General features: G+C 44.9%; 14 protein-coding genes, 4 rRNA genes and 1 pseudogene. 1 reads left to right on the plus strand and 18 read right to left on the minus strand.

Annotated features, from left to right (window positions below; all coding sequences use genetic code 11):
* Window positions 1-83: 83 nt before the first annotated feature.
* From EKN16_RS13575 to EKN16_RS13630, 14 genes and pseudogenes are all read right to left on the minus strand, one after another.
* On the minus strand, window positions 84-1,565 hold the full coding sequence (locus EKN16_RS13575; protein WP_125657893.1) for a glycoside hydrolase family 68 protein: 1,482 nt from the start codon (window positions 1,563-1,565) through the stop codon (window positions 84-86).
* A 266-nt stretch (window positions 1,566-1,831) separates the two neighbouring features.
* Entirely contained in the window at window positions 1,832-2,857 is a 1,026-nt protein-coding gene (locus EKN16_RS13580; RefSeq protein ID WP_232016407.1) for an ABC transporter substrate-binding protein, read from the minus strand.
* Window positions 2,832-3,113, minus strand: coding sequence for a hypothetical protein (locus EKN16_RS32990; RefSeq protein WP_232016408.1), 282 nt, complete (start codon window positions 3,111-3,113; stop codon window positions 2,832-2,834). The genes EKN16_RS13580 and EKN16_RS32990 overlap by 26 nt, the downstream gene beginning before the upstream one ends.
* Window positions 3,110-4,297, minus strand: coding sequence for a response regulator transcription factor (locus tag EKN16_RS13585; protein ID WP_125657896.1), 1,188 nt, complete (start codon window positions 4,295-4,297; stop codon window positions 3,110-3,112). The genes EKN16_RS32990 and EKN16_RS13585 overlap by 4 nt, the downstream gene beginning before the upstream one ends.
* Before the next feature lie 4 nt (window positions 4,298-4,301).
* Window positions 4,302-6,083: a cache domain-containing sensor histidine kinase gene (locus EKN16_RS13590; protein WP_125657900.1), complete on the minus strand. Its 1,782-nt coding sequence runs from the start codon at window positions 6,081-6,083 to the stop codon at window positions 4,302-4,304.
* 402 nt (window positions 6,084-6,485) lie between these two features.
* Window positions 6,486-7,187: an RNA polymerase sporulation sigma factor SigK gene (gene sigK, locus EKN16_RS13595; RefSeq protein ID WP_125657903.1), complete on the minus strand. Its 702-nt coding sequence runs from the start codon at window positions 7,185-7,187 to the stop codon at window positions 6,486-6,488.
* 178 nt (window positions 7,188-7,365) lie between these two features.
* Window positions 7,366-8,052, minus strand: coding sequence for a vWA domain-containing protein (locus tag EKN16_RS32995; RefSeq protein WP_232016532.1), 687 nt, complete (start codon window positions 8,050-8,052; stop codon window positions 7,366-7,368).
* Window positions 8,053-8,106: 54 nt separating this feature from the next.
* Window positions 8,107-8,622: pseudogene (locus EKN16_RS33000) on the minus strand (TerD family protein); the annotation flags it as partial.
* Between the two features lie 95 nt (window positions 8,623-8,717).
* The gene (locus tag EKN16_RS13605; RefSeq protein WP_125657908.1) at window positions 8,718-10,529 is read right to left on the minus strand and encodes a vWA domain-containing protein; all 1,812 of its coding nucleotides are present in this window, start codon (window positions 10,527-10,529) and stop codon (window positions 8,718-8,720) included.
* 1 nt (window position 10,530) lies between these two features.
* Window positions 10,531-11,589, minus strand: a complete 1,059-nt coding sequence (locus tag EKN16_RS13610) for an AAA family ATPase (RefSeq protein WP_125657911.1) — start codon at window positions 11,587-11,589, stop codon at window positions 10,531-10,533.
* A 157-nt stretch (window positions 11,590-11,746) separates the two neighbouring features.
* On the minus strand, window positions 11,747-12,760 hold the full coding sequence (locus EKN16_RS13615) for a zinc-binding alcohol dehydrogenase family protein (RefSeq protein WP_125657914.1): 1,014 nt from the start codon (window positions 12,758-12,760) through the stop codon (window positions 11,747-11,749).
* A 76-nt stretch (window positions 12,761-12,836) separates the two neighbouring features.
* Window positions 12,837-14,330, minus strand: coding sequence for a UxaA family hydrolase (locus EKN16_RS13620; RefSeq protein WP_125657917.1), 1,494 nt, complete (start codon window positions 14,328-14,330; stop codon window positions 12,837-12,839).
* Window positions 14,327-15,826: a tagaturonate reductase gene (locus EKN16_RS13625; protein WP_125657920.1), complete on the minus strand. Its 1,500-nt coding sequence runs from the start codon at window positions 15,824-15,826 to the stop codon at window positions 14,327-14,329. The genes EKN16_RS13620 and EKN16_RS13625 overlap by 4 nt, the downstream gene beginning before the upstream one ends.
* On the minus strand, window positions 15,820-16,650 hold the full coding sequence (locus EKN16_RS13630; protein ID WP_125657922.1) for an amidohydrolase family protein: 831 nt from the start codon (window positions 16,648-16,650) through the stop codon (window positions 15,820-15,822). Before EKN16_RS13630 ends, EKN16_RS13625 begins: the two co-directional genes overlap by 7 nt.
* 186 nt (window positions 16,651-16,836) lie before the next feature.
* Between EKN16_RS13630 and EKN16_RS32705 the strand changes: the two genes are divergently transcribed.
* Window positions 16,837-17,655 (plus strand): helix-turn-helix domain-containing protein, encoded by an 819-nt coding sequence (locus EKN16_RS32705; protein ID WP_260182647.1) that lies wholly within the window; start codon window positions 16,837-16,839, stop codon window positions 17,653-17,655.
* A gap of 98 nt (window positions 17,656-17,753) precedes the next feature.
* Here EKN16_RS32705 and rrf (EKN16_RS13640) read toward each other — a convergent pair.
* The 4 genes from rrf (EKN16_RS13640) to EKN16_RS13655 form a co-directional block, all read right to left on the minus strand.
* A 5S ribosomal RNA gene (rrf, locus tag EKN16_RS13640) occupies window positions 17,754-17,870 on the minus strand.
* Window positions 17,871-18,013: 143 nt separating this feature from the next.
* Window positions 18,014-20,943: ribosomal RNA gene (locus EKN16_RS13645) — 23S ribosomal RNA — on the minus strand.
* A gap of 279 nt (window positions 20,944-21,222) precedes the next feature.
* Window positions 21,223-21,339: ribosomal RNA gene (gene rrf / locus EKN16_RS13650) — 5S ribosomal RNA — on the minus strand.
* A 146-nt stretch (window positions 21,340-21,485) separates the two neighbouring features.
* Window positions 21,486-23,040: ribosomal RNA gene (locus EKN16_RS13655) — 16S ribosomal RNA — on the minus strand.
* Together the 16S, 23S and 5S rRNA genes form the textbook arrangement of a ribosomal RNA operon.
* Window positions 23,041-23,307: the final 267 nt, after the last annotated feature.

The raw sequence follows: 23,307 nt of genomic DNA on the forward strand, positions 1-23,307 counted from the left end.
TTGCTGCTGCTTATTCCTTTTTGTAAAAAAGAAAATGCCGATTTACATCGACATTTTCTTTAGCTTTATTGAGGATGCTTTCTTTATTTTTCGTTTTTCTTCTTCGTGTCAATCGTTAATTGCCCTTGTGCAAGGATACTATCATTGACAACCGAAGTTTTTGAACCATTAATGTTCAGCAAGAAACTCGGCGCAAAGGTAGATTTGTGGTCCGCATATAAACCTCTGTTTGTCATGTAACTTGTGATAACCACATTTTTACCGTCAGCTTGCGGTACTGCAAAGTGAGAATAAGTCCAAGTAAGATCCTTAGGATCAAGATTCATGTTTAATACAAGTCCGCTGTCATTTAACGGTTTGTATGTTCCTGTTAAGGAATTGGACACATAGCCTAACATGTATACATCATTCCCGCCGATTCCATCAATCGTCATTTTGGATCCTCTGGAATCTGTGAACAAATACCATTTGCCATTCATTTTAAATATGTTGGCACGTTCGATTTCATCTGTTACTGTGTTCGATGCAATTAACGGTTTCATGACTTTTTTCAACGTATAATCGTCGTTCAATTCAATAATTCCCAATGCGCCATTCGCTAACTCAGCAGCAATTTTTTTAGGACCTTGCAGCAATTTATTTTTTTCATCCTGGAAGAATTGCTTGTTTCCGCCGTAGAAAGCTTTGTTGAAGAGCGATGCCTCTCCTTGGTAGCCAACTTCCGTACCTGTGTTGGCTTCGAAAACAAGGTATTTATGACCATTGTCTTCCACATAGTGAGGGTCTCTAAATGTATGATTATCCGAATAGTTCTCCGCTTCGATTCCTTGCATAACATTTTGATAGATTTTGCCGTCTCCGCCATCAAAAATCGATTTGAGATCCTCTACGCCATCAATTTTCAGCGTACTTTTATCTGGTTGAGATACATTGACTTGGGCCGTTGTTAAGGTTTGTTTACCATAAAACCCGTGATTGGGGTCCCAACCCTGACGATCTGTATAGAATAAGCGAACTTTTCCATCCGATGTTAAGGTTGCGGAGCCTGACCATTCTTCTGCTTGAAATTTGAGAAAAGGATCATTAGGAACGAATTTATCGCTATCCTTAAATACTCTTCCAGCATTTTTCCAGCTATCAATGGAAGTATCGCCTACTTTTTGATAGAACAAGTAGACAAATGTGTCCCATCCTCTTTTAGGGTCTCCTGCTAAAGCAAAAACGATATTGTAGCCATTATAATTTGCTACTGTTCCATCAGCGTTTTGCAGCGGCCAGCTATCCCAAACATCGATATCTATCAGGTTGCCCTGCTCATCATAACCTTTTGCCGAAGGAATGTTTTTTATTGTTGATGCATCGAATTGAGGTGCTTGAAATTGTGCACTCTTTTGTTGTTCAGGTATTTTCAGCATATCAGAGCGTGTAATGTGGGAAAAACCATATTTTTCATTGTAATCCATATTGTTTTTTTCTTTCGCAAATGCTTGAGCTCCACCCCCTATTAGCATTACTGTAGTCAAGCTTACTGTTGTTGCTCGTTTAACAAATTTTTTGATGTTCATAACCTAACAACTCCTTGTCTACTTTTTGTTTTTTCTCTCCACAATTTGTAGTTTAAAGCAAAGCAAACGTTAAGAACATGTCGTATATTGATAGATTTACAGGCTTATATTGATTCAACTAGACGAGCTTATCGTCTCAAACTGGCCTTACTGGATCATTGAATTCCCAGCTTCTGGCGTTCGGGGACACTCCCTCCCAAACACAAAATAACCCTTACCGCCTTGATACTAAGCATCAGAGGCGAAAGGGTTATGAACAAAGTCAATTATTTCTGCTGAGCCTTTTTCCAGGACTTTTGGAGCTCCTGAAGCAATTGATCGCGGTTAAGCTGTTTGCCTACATAAGCTTGCATTGCATAGCCGAACTCTTCTCTTGCCCTCGAAGGAAATTTAAACCAGTTCCAGGACAACGTTTTCTTCATCTTTGTATAACGAATAATATCGTCCACGAGTGGTCCAGAACGGTCCGTCTCTATATTTTTAAACGCAGAAATAAAATGGAATTTGTCCTTCATAAACGTTTTGCCTTGTTCCGATGAAACCATCCAGTTTAAGAATTTCTTTGCTTCTTTCTTTTTCTCCGGCGAAGATTCTTTATTCACAACCCAGTTATTGGATACGCCCACCGATAAGGCATCGTTTCTGGCGTCATCATTAATCGGAATGGGCAAAAAACCGATATTCATATTCGGCGCTATTTGATCAATCTTAGATTGAGCCCAATTCCCTTGTTTAAGGATCGCCGCTTTGCCAGTTGCAAACAATGAGACTTCGGTATTATAGTCGGTCGTCAGAAAATCTTTATTGCCATATTGAACGGTCAAATCCAGCATTCGAGTCAGATCTTCGAACTTTTTGTTCCCTTCGATGGATTGCGTCCCGTCGTTCAAAGCTTGAATAAAAGCGTCCGGGTCGTCCTGCTGGGCAAAAGCAATATTCAACATGAGAATGAAAAACCAACTATCTGAATATCCGACTGCAAAAGGGGTAATACCAGCGGAATGCAGCTTTTCCGCCGCTGCCTTTAATTCGGAGAGCGTTATTGGCAGTGTATCGATACCAGCCTTTGCGAATAAATCCTTATTATAGATAAAGCCGTAGCCTTCGAAATTTACAGGCATCCCGTAAATTTTCCCGTCCATCTTCATCGGCTCAAGGGCCTCATCATACACATTTTTCACCCACGGCTGATCGGACAAATCCTCCAAATACCTTTTCCATGACTTCGCTTCTTCGTAACCGCCGTTAGGAAAGATATCGGGACCTTTATTTGCTGCAAATCTTGCTTTCAATTCGGCAAGGTAGTTTGCCCCTTCCGCCAAAGGTTAAAATATTCATCTTAACATTCGGATTTTCCTTCTCGTATTCCTTTACCATCTGCTCGAACTCCGTGGAAATTTCCACTTTGGGATTAAGCACCTCCAAAGTGATGTTCTGATCAGCACTCATTGTATCCATTTCCTTCACCGAACCATTGTCCGCCCCGCAAGAAGAAAGCGATAGGGTTAGAAACCCGGCTAAAATGCATTGAAAAACCTTGATTATCATGATTCCCCCAATTCCGTTATTTCCCGTTTTCCCTCCTCATCCCGATATTCAAGTGGCGTCATGCCAACAATTCGTTTAAACAATTTCGAAAAGTAAGTTTCATCCTGGTACCCGAGCTTTAATGCAATAGAGTACATTTTCTCGTCCGTTTGGCTTAACCACTGTTTGGCTTGTTTAATTCTTAATTGAATAACGTAGTTGGATAGGGTCATCCCTATTTCTTGCTTGAATCGTCGCGAGATATGTTCGCGGCTCAGGAAAAACCGGGTTGACAGTTTGTCCAGACTTAACTCTTGCATATAATGTTCACTTACAAAAGCAACAATGTCATGCATGCGCCTGGCATCATCCAAATCCGTTAAACGATGTATGGCTCTGAAGTTTTGCTCAGCCAATGCCCTTTGTGCAGATTGAAAAGATTGCGGGAGTTCTGTAAGCGACTTCACTGGATGGCCGCTAACCAAACGAACGGGAATATCAATGTGCTGGGTAATCCATTCCTCTATCGGGAAGAATTGGCCGTGAACAGAAAGTATCACACAGACATTAGGGTCGTTCTGAAGAGCATAGGCATTCCCCCATTCCCGAGTAACCAGCTCGTCCGTCAAATGCTGGAGGTAGGGATCCAAATGATGGGTTTGGTAAAAATAAATTAATGTAAGATCGTATGCGTCCGCTTGCGGAAGAGACAAGGCAATTTCGTCGGAATTAAAAAGTTCCCCATTACATGCTGAGGTAACCCCCCTGTTTAAGCGAAGCTTCTTAACCTCTTCATAGAAGCCCGGCTCTTTATTACAGCGTTCTTCCTCTTCTTTTTTCCAGGTTTCTACCGCTCCCGCAAGTGTTTCATTTAGCATTTCATTTTCGATAGGCTTCAACAAATAATCGAAGCTGCCGTGCTTAATCGCTTTACGCATGAAGGAATAGTCGTCAAACCCTGTAATCAAAATCACTTTTCCCGGATAGGAATTGGCATCCAACCACTCGATCAGCTCAATCCCGTTCTTTTTGGGCATTTTCACGTCTGTCATGATGATTTCTGGACTTTCCAGATCAATCAACGCTTTTGCCTCTTCACCATTTCTGGCTTCCAAAATATCGGTAATCCCATGTTTCTGCCACTGTCCCATAAAACGGATAATTTTCCGTACATTGATCTCATCATCGACGATAAGAGCTTTCATTACGTCATTCCTCCTTTAGGTAGAATGGAATCACCAGCTTCACGGAAAACCCATGTCCCTGCATCGTATCCAGTGCAATTCCCGCTGCCTTGTCATAATTAAGAACCAAGCGGTCATGAATGTTTTTCAAGCCGATATGCTCTAGCGAGTAGTTTCCTTCGTAAGCCGGCGTGTAGATTTTATCTTTTAATGCCGTCAGCTCATCATTCGTCATACTGCGGCCGTTATTTTCAACAACCAGATTCAAATATCCACCTCGTACTTCACCGTAAATACGCAAGTGGGCTTGTTCGAACCCCTCTTCATAACAGTGTTTAAAGAAGTTTTCAACGAGAGGCTGCAAAATCATACTCGGAACTGAAATACCAAGAATGTCCTTGGGTATGTCGATGGAATAGCTAAAATCGGTTTGAAAACGCTCCTCTTGAAGGTTCAAATACGCTCTTACATAATCCACTTCACTCCGAACTGTGGCCTGTTGATCCACACGAATGGAGTACCGCATCATTTTGGATAAGGAGACTACCAATTGGTATACTCGCGGAGATTCGCTAAATAGGGCAACCGCACCAATGGATTGGAGAGAGTTGTATAAAAAGTGAGGATTAATCTGGGACTTTAGCGCCCTGTGCTGGTTCTTCCTGTTCTCAATCTCCAGCTTGTACTCACGGTCGATGTGACGATTGATCCGGTTCATCATTTCCTTGATATGCCTTTCCAGATTGCCGATTTCATCTTCCCTCTTATCGTCAAACGGAGCATTCATGTTCCCTCCTTCAATGCTCAGCACTTTCCGGCTAAGCAGCTTGATCGGTCGAGTAATCTTGTATGATATTATGGCTATCATGATTAAGCCCAGAACTCCTACGATTACACCGACGATGATGTTCGTGTAGGCAGTTTTTCTCACATCATTAAATAAAAATTTGCTTGAGGTTATCTTAACAAAGTGCCATTGATTTAAAGGCTCCGACAACGTTTTGGAAAAGATAATATCGCCATTCGAAAACTGTGCGCCTGCAGCCGACTGATTGATTTTCTTTTGTAATTCTGCTGGAACGGCCTTGCCAATCATGGCTGCATCACTTGCATAGATGACATGACCGTCCGAATCGGAAAGTAATACGGATTCTTTATTTTTTTGAATAAAATGATTAGATATGCGAGCAAATTTGTCCAAATCAATGTCTATCGTGATGATACCGAGAAATTCTTTCGAAAGGGCGTCCAAGATTTTGTGATGAATCGTCAAAACCATCGTTTTGTCCGATTGGGGCATAATTGATGTATTGTTATAATTTTCAATCTGATGAGGCGGTTCGATTAAAAAGTTCGAATCAGAGTTTATTAGCTTCTGAATAGAAGCTTGTTTCAATAAATCCGGCTGCCGCTTACGGGAACTTATCATCGCGTTATAAACCGTAAACGAGTTTTTTCCTTCTTCGATGAATAACCGAACCTGCCTAATTTCGTTCCTCATAAGATAAAAGGTTGTCATGCCTTTATAGATTTCAAGCTGGTTGAAATAAAGGGACCTTTCGAAGCCTTTTTCGAAAATCATGAACAAGTCGGGATTTCGGTATAAAATATACGGAAGATTAACGATGTCATCAAAGTATTGCTCCAGGTCTTCGGACGCCTGCCCAATTTGCTCGCGGCTGTTCTCAAGCTCATGCCGTTCCACATTCTCTTTCGTTTGCCGATAAATCAACAGCATGGACAGAAAATACGGAAGGATAATAAAAACAAGCAGCATGATTAATAAACGGCTTTGAATGCTTTTCACAAAAAATACTCCTTTTATTAAAAATCACCTTGCTATTATTCTAACCTCTTAGCATTGTGATTTCTTTCGCCAATATCTGTAAAGGGATCCTCTAGTTGTTATAGTATTCGGTCTTTGATGAAAAAATCAGTCCGTAGAAATGTTCAAGCTATACCTGGCCTCTCACCGAATAATGCCGCCCCCTGATTTAGCTTTCGTATAAAATCCCAATAGAGCCCTTGTCTCTTCCCAAAAGGAAAAGAAAAGGGCTCCGCTTTATGGATGGCGAATAATAATTTAACCAAAACACACGGTCGATGACAGGTGGGCCGTAATGGCGCGGTTCATCGTGGTGAATTGGGCACGGCTGCCGACGGCGATCCCCCGGAAGTCCAAATAAATGAAGTATCTGATTTATTATCCTTACCGCTTCGCCTTATAAAACTCATGGTACAGCTTCATCAAAGCCCGCTTCTCAATCCGCGACACATACGAGCGGCTGATCCCCAGTTCCTTAGCAATCTCCCGCTGCGTCCGCTCTTCCCCGCCGGCTATCAAGCCAAATCGACCAACAACGACTTCCTTTTCACGATCATCTAATATATCAAGATTTTTATAAATCTTACTCTTCTCAATCTTAAGCTGCACGTGATCCGCAATATCGTCAGCTTCCGTACCTAAGATATCAATTAAGGTAATTTCGTTACCTTCTTTATCCGTACCAATGGGATCATGCAGCGATACATCTTTACGAGTTTTCTTCAAGGAGCGTAAATGCATAAGTATCTCGTTCTCAATACAACGAGCAGCGAAAGTAGCCAGCTTCGTGCCTTTGTTCGGCTGAAAGCTCTCAATCGCTTTAATAAGTCCGATTGTTCCTATGGAGATGAGATCCTCCAAGTCTTCACCGGTGTTGTCGAATTTCTTGACGATATGCGCTACCAAACGGAGGTTGTGCTCGATAAGCAAGTTACGCGAATGCTGGTTGCCTTCTGCCATTAGCTGCAGGTGCTTGACTTCTTCTTCCTCGTGAAGCGGCTGCGGGAAAGCGTTGTTCTTAACGTAAGAGACGAGAAGCGACAGTTGTTTAATGAATAATGCGATCGCCGTAAAAATTCCAGGCATCGTAAGGCCACCTCCATGCTGATTTGACGCAGTCGGGAAACACCTTCCCACCTTCGGCAATAAAGACTGTTCTACAGTGTATGTAGGCGGTGGCCTAGAAGTGCATGTACCCAAGAATTGTAACGGTGCTCGCTTCAATTTCCTTGTCTATATATAGCCGTTTGACTTCACGAACTCATTACTTCCGGATTATTCGTTTTTCTGCAGCTGCTTTGATCCACTGTGGAAATTCATTTAGAAGCTGATCGTAAAGTGATTCATCGGAAACGGCTGCAATATCATTCAAATGAATAAAGTTAGCGTTGTCCACGACCCTCCCTTCCATGGTATCCAGATGCTTCAGCACCTCAAAGTCAGACTCGCCAATACCAACGAACTGCCAGAATATCGGCTGAATGGAAGCTTCTATAATTACCTTTTTAATGGGTTTTACCACGCCGCCATCATTAATAAATATAATAAACACAGGTATCTCGGATTCCTCTTCGACCGTATACTTCCGTATGACATCTTCCATGACAGGCGGTTCGTTATTGCGGCCAAATTTATGGATGCTCTTATTATTCAGAATATGATTAGATACATATTGGTCGATATCACGCTCTGTCACAGCGGGTAATCGACTGAATTCATTATCATATACCCACACATCCAAAGACCCATTATCATCAAATTTACAAGCGACTGCCAATATACGCTCGACTACTTCCTGAACAGTCCCATTCTTATACAAGGTTTGCATGGACCCCGTTATATCGAGCACAATGCCTACCCTGGCTGCCACATGGTCCAACTTCTTCTTTGTCAATGTATATTGCACTATTTTCTTGCGCAAATCGATAGTGGATAGTACGACCTCTTCCACTGTCGCTGCAGCCTCAGATGCCGTTTCTTCAATTTCAAGCCCAAAGTTTGTGCATAAAGCAGCCAGCCCTCCGTCGAAACCACTGCCAATGGCATTAAACTTCCATTCCCCGTTGTGCCTATATAGCTCGCCTGCTACAATCGCCGTTTCCTTTGACAAGTCCAAGCCATATTCAAATCGATATAGCTCTTCCCCAGTCTCAGCATTTACGAGTCGCAAATACAAGTCAGCTGCATCCTTCATAGAAAACCCGTGCTTCTCCCCTTCATGAATGGTTACTGAAAAAGCTATCTTTGCAGCGCTCTCTGGCAACCTGGATAGAGAGATTTGGATGACCTCCTTATCTCCACTTTCTAATAGCGAGTGTGAGACTGCACCATTCCGATCATACGGATTTCCATAAAAAATAAAATCCTCATCACGCTCACATCGGTTCTGATCCGATAAAATAAACCCGGCAGCATCTATACTCATTGCCGCTGTCCTCGCAGTCCATCCGAAGTACAGACTAAGCTTTGCTAGATTTCTTCCTTTTGTAACCTCAACTTTCTGTCCTTTTAATAGATGCACGCGTTCATCTCCTCATTTATGACGATAGGATCTCAAATAAAAGCTAAACCTCCCCATTTCTAGGAAGGTTTTTCCGCTCAACGATATAAAATTAACTATTCCATCCGAAATACCGGCCCTTTTGGTACGAATGGCAGATGACGACCTTTAGGTAAAATATAAGCATGATCCCGTTTAACCATTACTTTGTCACAAAAGCCATCTGTAATAATTAATATAGGGCCATCTTTAGGGAAGTCCACTTCATTCTGTAGTAGATCAATTCCTGGCTGAAGCACCGTGCCGCCTCTGCCTCTTACTTTAACACTCTCTGCAATATCCTCAGGCTTCATATAACCTTGATCATAAGCAGCAGCGTCACAAAAAACCACCCTTGCTGAATGAACATCACGCGATAGGCTGTAACTAGCTATTGCACCTAATGCTTTAGCTAATAATTTCTTATCCATAGATCCGGAAGTATCCAGCACTACACCAAAGGTTCTTCCATCATCATCACCGCCTTGATACACCCATTTAGGCCTAGCAATATCCGGTGTTGATGATTGCCTTCTGCTCACTCTTGCATAAGTCCGGACCTTTTCCATAGGAGAGAAATAGCTATCGAACCATTTAGCAAGCTCAATGTCCCATTTTATCGCCGGTTGACCTAAAGCTCTAATCTCTTCAATAAGACCACTTGGGATAAACCCTCTTCCTGCATCTTCATGATAGATGAGCCCTTGCTTTAACGCATTTCTACAAAAATCATCGATCCCTGTCCCATCCCGCGGATCCCAATACCCTTGCCTACCTTTATCCAGCATATCGATACCGCCAATACCACGTAATGTTGCCAGTTTACGATAGGTTCGAATATCAGTCACGATACGATCGTAGATCGATTCTGCTGATAATCCCTTCATGGAGTCATCAAGTAAAATACCCACTTGGGGAAACTCACCAATATGCATCTCTACGAGCCAGTGATTAATCACATAATCACATGCTACATTCCACAGGTGATGATCCCTGCCTTGGCATCTTTCATGATGTCGAAGACCAGCATGAAGAAGCTCGTGCGCCATTACAAATTTGCATTCTTCCTCACTCAAACCTGCTGCCGGATTAATATAGACTTCCTTATCTTCAATATCAATTGCAGCAATAGCTATATCGTATCGATGACATACAGCTACATCTTCAATAATTTTAAACCCGGCAGCAAGAGCCCCAAGCAATGGATAATGATCAATAAACCAGTTTCGCGCTTTCTGAGCCGATGTAAGCTGATTTTCGTTTGACATAATCGTCGAGCTATATCCCGCAGCAACGCTTACCGCTTTAGCAACAGCCATAGAAAGCCCTGCGGCAAAACATCCTTCCCAATCGATCTTCCGATTCCCTCTATAATGATTATTTTCCTCTTGAAAAACCATATCCGATGCATGTTCGCCTGCAGTTCCATAATGCTTCTGTTCTTCTGGTATCCCACGCTCAAGATATTGTTCATACAACCGCTGCTCACTAGTTACAGGAACATCAACTCGATATCCGAATGACTCTGGTCTTTTGCCAAGCTTCATATCATAGAGAAATTTAGAAATATACACATCACATGCCGTATTCCAAAGTCTGGGGTTATCTTTTTTTTGAAAATGGCCAAAGCCAAGATGTAAGAGGCAGTGGGCGAGCACATATATCCATTCATCAACTTCCCCGCGCCGTGTGGGATGAACATGAATAGATCCATCTATGGTAATAACGGCCCATCCCTCTTCCGGACATAATTGATATCTATCTTTTTCCCTGCGAAACCAAGCATGGCTGGCTAGGGGAGAGAACATCGGGTGGGACTCAATATACTCTTCTGCTCGCGTATAATTTAGAGTAGCTGGATCAAGTGAGCTCTTTGATTTACCTCTCATCTTATTTATCCTTTGCTGCCAGGCGTGGTAAATCCCGAACAATCTCGACTGTGAACCAGTTCGGAAGTGTTTGACCCTCCCCATGGTCAGCTACTACAAGCTGAGCCATTTCAAGGCTGATCTCACTTAATTCTTTGAGAAGCGCTTTAACTCTATGAGCAAAACTTCTATGTTCCTCTTTTATGGATTCCTTATTCTCCGGCAGTGTCTTGATGATCTGAGCACGGAACGATAGCGACAAGAAATAAAGTAAATCTCGATTACTTGCTTCCGAAGGGAATCTGGCATCGCCATTAATAATTTTATTCAATTGATATTTACCATTTAAGTTTTTATGGAACGCTTTAAACTGCAAAGCATGATCTGGCGTGAGACAACCTCTAGCGAGAATTTCAACCTTTTCACTTGAAAGCTCTTCTTTGAATTCATTAAGAGCATCACTTAGCATATGCCACGAGCGTGGGGTTGAGAAAGGTTCTTCCGTTTTCGGTGGCTGTGTCCAGAGATGATCCGGACGCGCCTGCAGATATTCAATTACGTAAGGATGAATGCCACTGCTATAGGCCCAATCAAACCATTCCTTTGCCTGCACCTTCAACTGTACGTGAAACATCCGATTGATTAACGCAGAGGACATTGGCTTAACAATTGCACTATCCTGTGCACGATTGCCGGCACCGATAACAATTGAACCTTGGGGCAAGCGGTACTCACCAATACGTCGCTCGTGAATAAGACTATAAAACGCTTTTTGTACTTCTTGCGAACATGCATTTAATTCATCCAGAAATAAACAATAAGGTTCATTTCGGGCGATCATTTTCGGAGGACAAAATTCACTCACGCCATCTTTAATTTGTGGTACACCAATAATATCTTCAGGAGCCAATTGACTGCCAAGCAGCGATACACATGCTAATCCTAGTTCATCTGCAAACTGTTCGACAAGCGAAGATTTCCCGATACCGGGAGGACCCCAAATGAATATCGGCCTTACAACAGCCACATTCAAAAGAATATCCTTCAGTTCTTTTTGAGAAACAGAAATACCTATGTTCATTATTACAATTCTCCTTATGAATAAATAAGAACTTCATCATTTAATGATAATCATTCTACTCATAGGGTAACATAGTTTTGATAAGCTATAGGTTATTTTCATAAAAAACCTCCTGATAACTGAATATCAGAAGGATTTACTAATCATTTCATATGATCTACAGCTCAACCAACGCCTTGATCACTTTCGATTCTGGCATCAACCAACGATCGAACTCACTAATCATCATCTCAAAAGGAACCCGATGAGTTACATACTGCTCTACATCTATTTTACTGTTTTTCATCAACATGAGAACATTATCAAAGTCCTCTCTTGTTGCATTTCGACTGGCCATTAACGTCAATTCACGCTTGTGGAACTCAGGGTCATGAAACGAAATATCCGCCTTTACTAATCCAACGTACACAAGCACGCCGCCATGAGCTGCATATTGAAAAGCATCCATCATCGAACGAGCATTCCCAGTTGCATCGAACACGACTGTCGGCAATTCACCATCCTGTATAGCGGCAAGCTGTTCCTTTGGTCCATGGAGCGCATTGATTGTATGATCCACATTAGCCCATTGTCGGCAAAAGTCTAACCTCTCGTCCTTCATATCCATCACGATAACTTTAGCTCCACTTTGCTTCGCGAATGCCATAACGCCAAGGCCAATAGGCCCTGCTCCAATAACCAGCACGGTTTCTCCCTTTTGCAGACCTGATCGCCTAACGGCATGCGCACCAATACTTAGCGGTTCTAATACAGCCGTTTGATCGAGCGTGAGCCCATTTGTCAGGATCAAATGACTTGTTGGGACCGAGATCAGCTCCCTCATCCCGCCATCCACATGAACACCCAGAACCTTCATATCAGTACAGCAGTTTGTTTTTCCTCTAAGGCAAGCAATGCAGCTCCCACAATGCATATATGGGATGATACTAACCTGATCTCCTACCTGCAGACCAGCTTCATTCTCCCCTACCTGCTCAATAATACCGGCCAGCTCATGTCCTAGTACACGCGGATAAGTAAAAAAAGGTTGATTCCCTTTGTAAGCATGCAGATCTGTCCCACAAATACCGATTCGCTTGATACGTACAATAGCTTCTCCTTTAACGTAAGTGGGTTCCAACATTTCAATGTATTGAAATTGGTCGATTTGTTCACATACAATACCCTTCATCTCAACAAACCTCCCTTTTTCAGTCAGGAAACTCATCATATCCGTATTGCATCTCTACCGCCCCTCTCTTATAGAATCACATAATTACGCCATCTTTAAAGATAGCAATCTCGCGAAATCCATTCTTCTCGTTCTTCGTCTGCGATTCTCCCGATGCAATACTTAAGATTTGCGTCCAAATCTCATCTGTTAGCTCGTTCATGCTTTTATTCCCCAGCAATTGTCCCGCATTAAAATCAATCCAATTCTTTTTCCGCTCGGCTAATCCATTGTTCGTAGCAATCTTCACGGTTGGAACCGGCCCACCAAAAGGTGTGCCTCGGCCTGTCGTGAACAGAACAATATGTGCCCCGCTTGCGGAAAGCGCAGTAACCGAGACAAGATCATTACCTGGTGCTTCAAGCAGATTCAGGCCTGCCTTGGTTACTCGTTCCCCATAAGCAATGACATCCGTGACAATCGCTTGACCACCCTTCTGTGTGCAGCCAAGTGACTTCTCCTCCAGTGTGCTAATGCCCCCAGCTTTGTTGCCTGGGGATGGATTCTCATAAATCTCCTGATTATGCCTGATGAAGTACTGCTTAAAGTTATTAATTAATGCAACGATTCCATCAAAAACCTGTTCATCTGCAGCCCGGCTCATCAGTATCGTCTCAGCACCAAACAACTCTGGCACCTCAGTGAGAATGGCTGTCCCACCTGCTTCAATAAGCCGATCTGAGACGCTTCCCACAAGCGGATTTGCTGTAACGCCTGACAATCCATCAGAGCCTCCGCATTTCAGCCCGATCTTAAGCTTCGACACCGGTACTGGTTCTCTTACATGTTGCGCCGCATTTTCTACAAGCTCTTCAACCAGCTCTAACCCGATCTCAAGCTCATCTTCAACCTCTTGCGATTTCATAAACTTCACCCGACTAGGATCATAGGCACCGATGGCTTGCTTGAAAGAATCGATCTGGTTATTCTCACAGCCGAGACCAACAACGAGTACACCAGCTGCATTTGGATGATTGACTAGGGATGCTAGCAGCTTTTGAGTGTGCTTCAAGTCATCCCCCAATTGCGAGCATCCGAAAGGATGAGCGAAATGATATACGCCATCAATGCGGCTGCCATGCAGTGAATCTGCTCGCTTGGCAATTGTCTCACATGTTTTGTTAATACAGCCCACCGTGTTAATGATCCATATTTCGTTGCGTATACCGACATCTCCATTACGACGAACAAAGCCTTGAAACATCTGCTCCGATTGAGCATTGACCGAATGCTGCAGCGCTACCGATTCATAGGTGTATTCCAAAAAACCTTTCAATCCCGTTTCGAGATTATGCGTATGCACCCAGCTTCCAGCAATAAGATCTTCTTTGGCTATGCCAATAGAGTAGCCGAACTTCAACACATCCTCTCCTTTGCGGATAGGGCATGTCACTATTTTATGACCTTCGGGTACATCATCAACAACGATGAGCTCTTCATTCTTCTCAAGAAGAAGAGTCTCCCCTTTGGAAATCTCTTTCAAAGCAACAATGACATGGTCTTTCTCAGCGAGTCTGATCCAACTATTCATACGTTATCATTCTCCAATCCCATCAATTGGACATTAATCGATTCGGCCAGCTCAGGCCATAACGATAGATCATCACCCCATAGCTCGGTAAGTCCCAGCAAGAGCTTTACTGTATGAATCGTTTGATACTCCCCACGCTCAGCTTCCAACCAAATGGACGCCAACTGCTCCAATACCTTTACATCATCTCGCACCTTATAGGACGAACCACCGAATGTCATACCTTCATAGCCATCACCGTCAACGTTTTGCTTCACCTTGTAGTAGCGAAGGAGTCCAGCGAATCCATGAACAAGCCTTTCCGGCAGCGGTAAACTGTTATCCCGATAATAAGCCAAAGTAGGCAGCAGCCTAGCTTTGAATTTACTGATGCTGTTCATTGCAATGTCCGATAGACGATGCAAGATGAACGGATTCAGATACCGTTCGAACACGGTATTCGCATAATCCTTCATCTCCTCCACCCCGTATGGAAGCGTAGGAAGAATTTCGTTCTCCACTGCTTCCCGAATGAATATTCCTAAATCAGGATGCTCCATCAATTCCCGCACATAACTAACACCATGCAAGATTCCAAGCGGAGTCATCAAGGTATGGGCTCCATTCAAAATCCTTACCTTCCTCAACTGAAAAGGTTTCAAATCTTGGACCCAATGAACATTAAGGCCGGCTTGTTTCAATGGCAGCTTTTGCTCTAATTCTGACTCTCCCTCAATCGCCCATAGATGATAAAGCTCTGCTGTACTAAGCATTTTATCTGTATAACCCCATTTATCAAACCATTCACCGGCCTGCTCATCTCCCGGATATCCTGTAACAATACGATCCACGAGTGAGTTCATAAAACGATTATGCTCTACGATCCATGCCATAAATGCCGTCGGAAGTCCCCAATCTTCTGCAAAACGCAGCACGCAATCTCGAAGTCTATCTCCATTATTTTCTAATAACTCACAGGGTAGAAAAATCAATCCAAGGTCATCTGCACCTTCAAACGCTTTATACCGCTCGTATAATAATAGAGTCATTTTACCCGAAAAAGACAAAATGGGCTGCTTCTCAACGTACGCCTCAGGCTGATAGACCAATCCTGCTTCGGTCGTATTAGATACCACGAATTGCAAATCCCTACTAACTGCGAGAGCCAAAAAAGCATCCCAGTCTGAATAAGGATCAAAAATCTCCGCGAATACGTTTACAATTTCATCCCTCTCAACTGGTTCTCCGTCCTCCAAACCTCGAATAACCAATGTGAACAGACCATCCTGCTCCTTAAGCTTTGCTATATTCGCTGCTCCTGAGGGACGAGGCTGCATGACCGAGATACGTCCATCATATAAACCCTGTTTATGACATTCATTAATCATCCAGTCAAAAAATCCGCGAATGAAATTCCCTTCCCCAATTTGTAAAATCGTGATGGGACTAGCGTTGAAATCATCGTTTTCTTGCTGCCCTTGCTTATTCAGAACAGCTCGACTCAACAGGTTCAACATTTATAAAACGCCTTTGCATTTAAACCAAAGAGTCTCTCTTTATCTTGGTCCGTCCAGCTATCAGGTATCGCTGCAACTAACACATTCACAACCTCATCATAGCTTGCCGCAAGTAGACAGACAGGCCAATCACTGCCAAACATAACTCTATTCGGACCAAACGCTTCAAGCACAAGACGAATATAAGAAGTAAAGTCGCTCAGCTTCCACTCTTTATGGTCAGCCTCCGTCACCATACCCGATAGCTTGCAATACAAATTGGGATGCTTTGCAATCTCTTTCATTTGGCTGGCCCATGGCTCTATTACTGCATCAGCAATACGAGGCTTGGCAATATGATCAATGACCCCACGTAAGTCTGGTACTTCTTTTAATAACTCAACAAGAAACTCTAATTGATGGGATATAACCAATAAATCAATAGGTACCTCTCTCTGCGCAAACCATTTTAAAGCATCAACAAAATGCGGCTCTAAGATCGCACTCGCATTCGTCATTTCTTGAATCATTACACGGAATCCAAGAAACTTAGGATGAGCCTGGAAACGCTCATAATGCTGAGCATAATCTGGAGCATTCAAGTCAAGCCAACCAACAACACCTAAGATCGAATCCGTCGTTTCTGCTAATTTCAGCAAATAATCCGTTTCCTCTAGCGTCTGTGCAGCCTGAACTACAATCGTGCCATCCACCATTTGCTCCTTCAAATGTGGAAGCAGATCATGAGGCAAAAAGTCGCGATAAAGTTGTGGAAGCTCAGGGGTTAACCAATCATAATCACCTCGATCGATCTTCCAATAGTGTTGATGGGCATCAATTCGCATACTTGACGATCACTCCTTATTCACTGTCTATATGTATTATAACAATACAGAAAATATATAAAATATCTTATAATTGCTTAAATGTACTCTTTTTTGATATGTTATTCCTATAGAAGAAGATAGAGGTGAGAAAGTATAAATCCGTTTCGAAAACAATTCACCACCGATAAGCAATTTCCCTTTGATCTGGTATATAAGGATAGAAAAAGTCCACAGGATGAACTGCCCGATCATCTCCATGATTGGTACGAGATCGTTTATGTCTATAAAGGTAAGGGCATATTTTTCATTGATCAGACCTTCTACGATATGAAAGCCGGCGATGTATTCCTCATACCAGGAAATACAATTCATAGAGCCTTTCCAGAATCAATAGATCCCGTTACTTCCACTGCATTGTTTTTTATGCCCATAATGCTGCAGCATTTTGACCTCGGTGATGCCTACTCAAACCTTCGTTGCTTTGAGCATGCCAAGAAGATTAAGAGCTATAAGCTTGAAATTCAAGAGCAGGAGCGCATCCGAATTGAAAAGTTATTAGAGGTGATTAACGATGAGCAGAAACAACAATTTCTTGGTTATCGACAAGCGGTTATATATCATTTACAGCAACTATTACTTGTCCTAAATCGATTGATCATACCGGAGCCAACTCGAAATAAGGGCGATTCCAGTGTAGAACCAAGATGGATGCGAAAAATATTGAACTATATTGACCTGCACCTCGATGGTGAATTAAGCTTGTCAGCCCTTTCCCAAAATGTTTCTATCAGTCCTGCACACTTCTCTAGGGTCTTCAAGCAGCTAACAGCTATGAATGTTACAGACTACGTTACTGCCAAAAGGATTGTATTCGCGAAGGAACTTTTACTCCAGACCGATGATAATATTAGTTATATAGCAGAGAAAAGTGGATTTGAAAGTCTACCTCACTTCTACAGAATGTTTAAGAAAGCCACAGGGATTACACCGGCAAGATACAAGCAATTACAGAGGAATGACTAATGAGGAATGAGAATGAATCAAAGGAGGGGTAAATCAAAGGAGGGATAAATCAAAGAAACAACAAAAAACCGACTGCATGACTGCAGTCGGTTGATCGTGCTTGGCGACGTCCTACTCTCCCAGGACCCTGCGGTCCAAGTACCATCGGCGCTGAAGGGCTTAACGGTCGTGTTCGAGATGGGAACGCGTGGGTCCCCTTCGCCATCGCCACCAAACGTGATCTTGATTACTCAAGAATCGGTGTACAGAGCTTACGCCCTGAAAACTGGATACGAACATTTGCGAAATGTTGTCTTAGCCTATGTTACCTGTTACACGTAAGTCCCGAAGCCTTGCTCTCACCTGAGGTGAGAAGCGGTAGGATAAGCCCTCGACCGATTAGTATTCGTCAGCTGCATGCATTGCTGCACTTCCACCTCGAACCTATCAACCTAGTCGTCTTCTAGGGGTCTTACGAATTGGGAAATCTCATCTTGAGGGGGGCTTCACGCTTAGATGCTTTCAGCGCTTATCCCGTCCGCACGTAGCTACCCAGCTATGCTCCTGGCGGAACAACTGGTACACCAGCGGTGCGTCCATCCCGGTCCTCTCGTACTAAGGACAGCTCCTCTCAAATTTCCTGCGCCCACGACAGATAGGGACCGAACTGTCTCACGACGTTCTGAACCCAGCTCGCGTACCGCTTTAATGGGCGAACAGCCCAACCCTTGGGACCTACTTCAGCCCCAGGATGCGATGAGCCGACATCGAGGTGCCAAACCTCCCCGTCGATGTGGACTCTTGGGGGAGATAAGCCTGTTATCCCCAGGGTAGCTTTTATCCGTTGAGCGATGGCCCTTCCATGCGGTACCACCGGATCACTAAGCCCGACTTTCGTCCCTGCTCGACTTGTAGGTCTCGCAGTCAAGCTCCCTTATGCCTTTACACGCTACGAATGATTTCCAACCATTCTGAGGGAACCTTTGGGCGCCTCCGTTACTCTTTAGGAGGCGACCGCCCCAGTCAAACTGCCCACCTGACACGGTCCCTGTACCGGATTACGGTACCAGGTTAGAACTCCGATACGATCAGGGTGGTATCCCAACGGTGCCTCCACCGAAGCTGGCGCTCCGGTTTCTTAGGCTCCCACCTATCCTGTACAGATCGTACCAAAGTCCAATATCAAGCTGCAGTAAAGCTCCATGGGGTCTTTCCGTCTTGTCGCGGGTAACCTGCATCTTCACAGGTATTAAAATTTCACCGGATCTCTCGTTGAGACAGCGCCCAAGTCGTTACGCCATTCGTGCGGGTCAGAATTTACCTGACAAGGAATTTCGCTACCTTAGGACCGTTATAGTTACGGCCGCCGTTTACTGGGGCTTCAGTTCATAGCTTCGCCTTGCGGCTAACCACTCCCCTTAACCTTCCAGCACCGGGCAGGCGTCAGCCCGTATACTTCGCCTTACGGCTTCGCACAGACCTGTGTTTTTGCTAAACAGTCGCTTGGGCCTTTTCACTGCGGCCCCCTCGGGCTATTCACCCTACCGAGGCACCTCTTCTCCCGAAGTTACGAGGTCATTTTGCCGAGTTCCTTAACGAGAGTTCTTCCGAGCGCCTTAGCATACTCTGCTCGCCTACCTGTGTCGGTTTGCGGTACGGGCACCTTCACCTGGCTAGAGGCTTTTCTTGGCAGCGGGAACACATGACCTTCGGTACTATAATTTTCCCTCCCCATCACAGCTCAGCCTTGTAGTGTGCGGATTTGCCTACACACAAGCCTTACTGCTTGGACGAGCTATTCCATCAGCTCGCGTCACTATCCTTCTGCGTCACCCCATTGCTCATAACGGCTTACGGTGGTACAGGAATATCAACCTGTTGTCCTTCGACTACGCCTTTCGGCCTCGCCTTAGGTCCCGACTTACCCTGAGCGGACGAGCCTTCCTCAGGAACCCTTAGGCTTTCGGCGGACAAGATTCTCACTTGTCTTTTCGTTACTCATACCGGCATTCTCACTTGAATGCGCTCCACCAGTCCTTACGGTCTGACTTCAACGTACATTCAACGCTCCCCTACCACTGATACCAAAGGTATCAATCCATAGCTTCGGTGGTGTGTTTAGCCCCGTTACATTTTCGGCGCAGAGTCACTCGACCAGTGAGCTATTACGCACTCTTTAAATGGTGGCTGCTTCTAAGCCAACATCCTGGTTGTCTGTGCAACTCCACATCCTTTCCCACTTAACACACACTTGGGGACCTTAGCTGATGGTCTGGGCTGTTTCCCTCTTGACAATGGATCTTAGCACTCACTGTCTGACTCCCGGATATAAGTACATGGCATTCGGAGTTTGGCTGGACTTGGTAACCCTTGGCGGGCCCCGCACCCAATCAGTGCTCTACCTCCATGACTCTAAATTCCGAGGCTAGCCCTAAAGCTATTTCGGGGAGAACCAGCTATCTCCGAGTTCGATTGGAATTTCTCCGCTACCCCCACCTCATCCCCGCATTTTTCAACATGCGTGGGTTCGGGCCTCCAGTGCGTGTTACCGCACCTTCACCCTGGACAGGGGTAGATCACACGGTTTCGGGTCTACGTCCACATACTATGTCGCCCTATTCAGACTCGCTTTCGCTGCGGCTCCGGCTCTTCACCTTAACCTTGCATGGGAACGTAACTCGCCGGTTCATTCTACAAAAGGCACGCCATCACCCCTATAACGGGCTCTGACTTTTTGTAAGCGCACGGTTTCAGGTTCTTTTTCACTCCGCTTCCGCGGTGCTTTTCACCTTTCCCTCACGGTACTGCTTCACTATCGGTCGCTAGGGAGTATTTAGCCTTGGCAGATGGTCCTGCCGGATTCCCACGAGGTTTCACGTGTCTCGCGGTACTCGGGATCCGTCTCGGAGAGTGTCGACTTTCAACTACAGGGCTTTTACCTTCTTTGGCGGGCCTTTCCAGACCTCTTCGTTTAACCGGCACCTTTGTAACTCCACGTGAGACGTCCCACAACCCCAAGGAGCAAGCTCCTTGGTTTGGGCTAATCCGCGTTCGCTCGCCGCTACTGACGGAATCACTATTGTTTTCTCTTCCTCAGGGTACTTAGATGTTTCAGTTCCCCTGGTATGCCTCTGTATCACCTATGTATTCAGTGATAAGTAACTGTGCATTACCACAGCTGGGTTTCCCCATTCGGACATCCCCGGATCAAAGCCTGCTTACGGCTCCCCGAGGCATTTCGTTGTTCGCCACGTCCTTCATCGGCTCCTAGCGCCTAGGCATCCTCCGTGCGCTCTTATTAGCTTAACCAAATGCTCCGGTTTTGGCCTTTGTGCTCCCGTGGTACTGCGTACCAAAGTCGCTCAAACGCTCAAAACCTACGCTGCAATAAACATTGTTAGTTTGAATGTCACTCAAAACGAAGTTTTAAGTTCAAAACCAACTACAAGTACTTATTGCTAGTTAACTCAGCTAAGAGTTTATTTCGCAAATTTCATATCCAGTTTTCAAGGTGCAATCACCTGTAAAGATTACAATTGAGAATCCAATTGTGTCTGAACAAGAAGATAGATATAGTGCTTTCGCACCGCTTGGCGACGTCCTACTCTCCCAGGACCCTGCGGTCCAAGTACCATCGGCGCTGGAGGGCTTAACGGTCGTGTTCGAGATGGGAACGTGTGGTTCCCCTCCGCCATCGCCACCAAACGGATGTTTGCGGATGATTCCCTTCCTGAATCGCTTCAGCAAAGTGACATCTGTCAAACAACAGAAAGAGACTTGCTCTTTCAAAACTGAACATGAGCGATACCTGTCAAGTATCTAACCCTCTACGGGGCTAGGTAATTCCTTAGAAAGGAGGTGATCCAGCCGCACCTTCCGATACGGCTACCTTGTTACGACTTCACCCCAATCATCTACCCCACCTTCGGCGGCTGGCTCCCTTGCGGGTTACCCCACCGACTTCGGGTGTTGTAAACTCTCGTGGTGTGACGGGCGGTGTGTACAAGACCCGGGAACGTATTCACCGCGGCATGCTGATCCGCGATTACTAGCAATTCCGACTTCATGCAGGCGAGTTGCAGCCTGCAATCCGAACTGAGACCGGCTTTTAAGGATTCGCTCCACCTCGCGGTATCGCTGCCCGTTGTACCGGCCATTGTAGTACGTGTGTAGCCCAGCTCATAAGGGGCATGATGATTTGACGTCATCCCCACCTTCCTCCGGTTTGTCACCGGCAGTCACCTTAGAGTGCCCAGCTTAACCTGCTGGCAACTAAGATCAAGGGTTGCGCTCGTTGCGGGACTTAACCCAACATCTCACGACACGAGCTGACGACAACCATGCACCACCTGTCTCCGATGCTCCGAAGAGGGGCACTATCTCTAATGCTTACATCGGGATGTCAAGAGCTGGTAAGGTTCTTCGCGTTGCTTCGAATTAAACCACATACTCCACTGCTTGTGCGGGTCCCCGTCAATTCCTTTGAGTTTCACTCTTGCGAGCGTACTCCCCAGGCGGAATGCTTAATGTGTTAACTTCGGCACCAAGGGTATTGAAACCCCTAACACCTAGCATTCATCGTTTACGGCGTGGACTACCAGGGTATCTAATCCTGTTTGCTCCCCACGCTTTCGCGCCTCAGCGTCAGTTACAGCCCAGAAAGTCGCCTTCGCCACTGGTGTTCCTCCACATCTCTACGCATTTCACCGCTACACGTGGAATTCCACTTTCCTCTTCTGTACTCAAGCTTTGCAGTTTCCAGTGCGAATCGGAGTTGAGCTCCGAGATTAAACACTAGACTTACAAGGCCGCCTGCGCGCGCTTTACGCCCAATAATTCCGGACAACGCTTGCCCCCTACGTATTACCGCGGCTGCTGGCACGTAGTTAGCCGGGGCTTTCTTCTCAGGTACCGTCACACGAGGAGCAGTTACTCTCCTCGCTGTTCTTCCCTGGCAACAGAGCTTTACGATCCGAGAACCTTCATCACTCACGCGGCGTTGCTCCGTCAGACTTTCGTCCATTGCGGAAGATTCCCTACTGCTGCCTCCCGTAGGAGTCTGGGCCGTGTCTCAGTCCCAGTGTGGCCGATCACCCTCTCAGGTCGGCTACGCATCGTCGCCTTGGTGAGCCGTTACCTCACCAACTAGCTAATGCGCCGCAGGCCCATCTACAAGCGGCAGATTGCTCCGCCTTTCCCAATTCGGCCATGCAGCCAAATTGTGTATCCGGTATTAGCATTCGTTTCCGAATGTTATCCCGATCTTGTAGGCAGGTTGCCTACGTGTTACTCACCCGTCCGCCGCTAATTTAATCGGAAGCAAGCTTCCTCTTAAATCCGCTCGACTTGCATGTATTAGGCACGCCGCCAGCGTTCGTCCTGAGCCAGGATCAAACTCTCCATAATAGAAGTTCTTCGTCACCGAGGTGACTGAAACTCCAGTGCTTCCATCCCGAAGGATTTCAGCGTTACAGAAGCTTAATTGCTCAAGCTTTTGCTAGCTTTTAAAACCTTTATGACAGGTCGCTCATTGTTCAGTTTTCAAAGAACAAATACTTTGTCGGTTTCACAACCGGAATTACATTGTAGCATATTTCTAATACCAAATGCAAATTATTTTTTTGTGTGAATCTTAATATTCCGTCGCTGTTGTATCATATATTCGCTTGTTCT

The sequence above is a fragment of the Paenibacillus baekrokdamisoli genome, assembly GCF_003945345.1.
In the GTDB taxonomy this organism is placed as follows: domain Bacteria; phylum Bacillota; class Bacilli; order Paenibacillales; family Paenibacillaceae; genus Paenibacillus_Z; species Paenibacillus_Z baekrokdamisoli.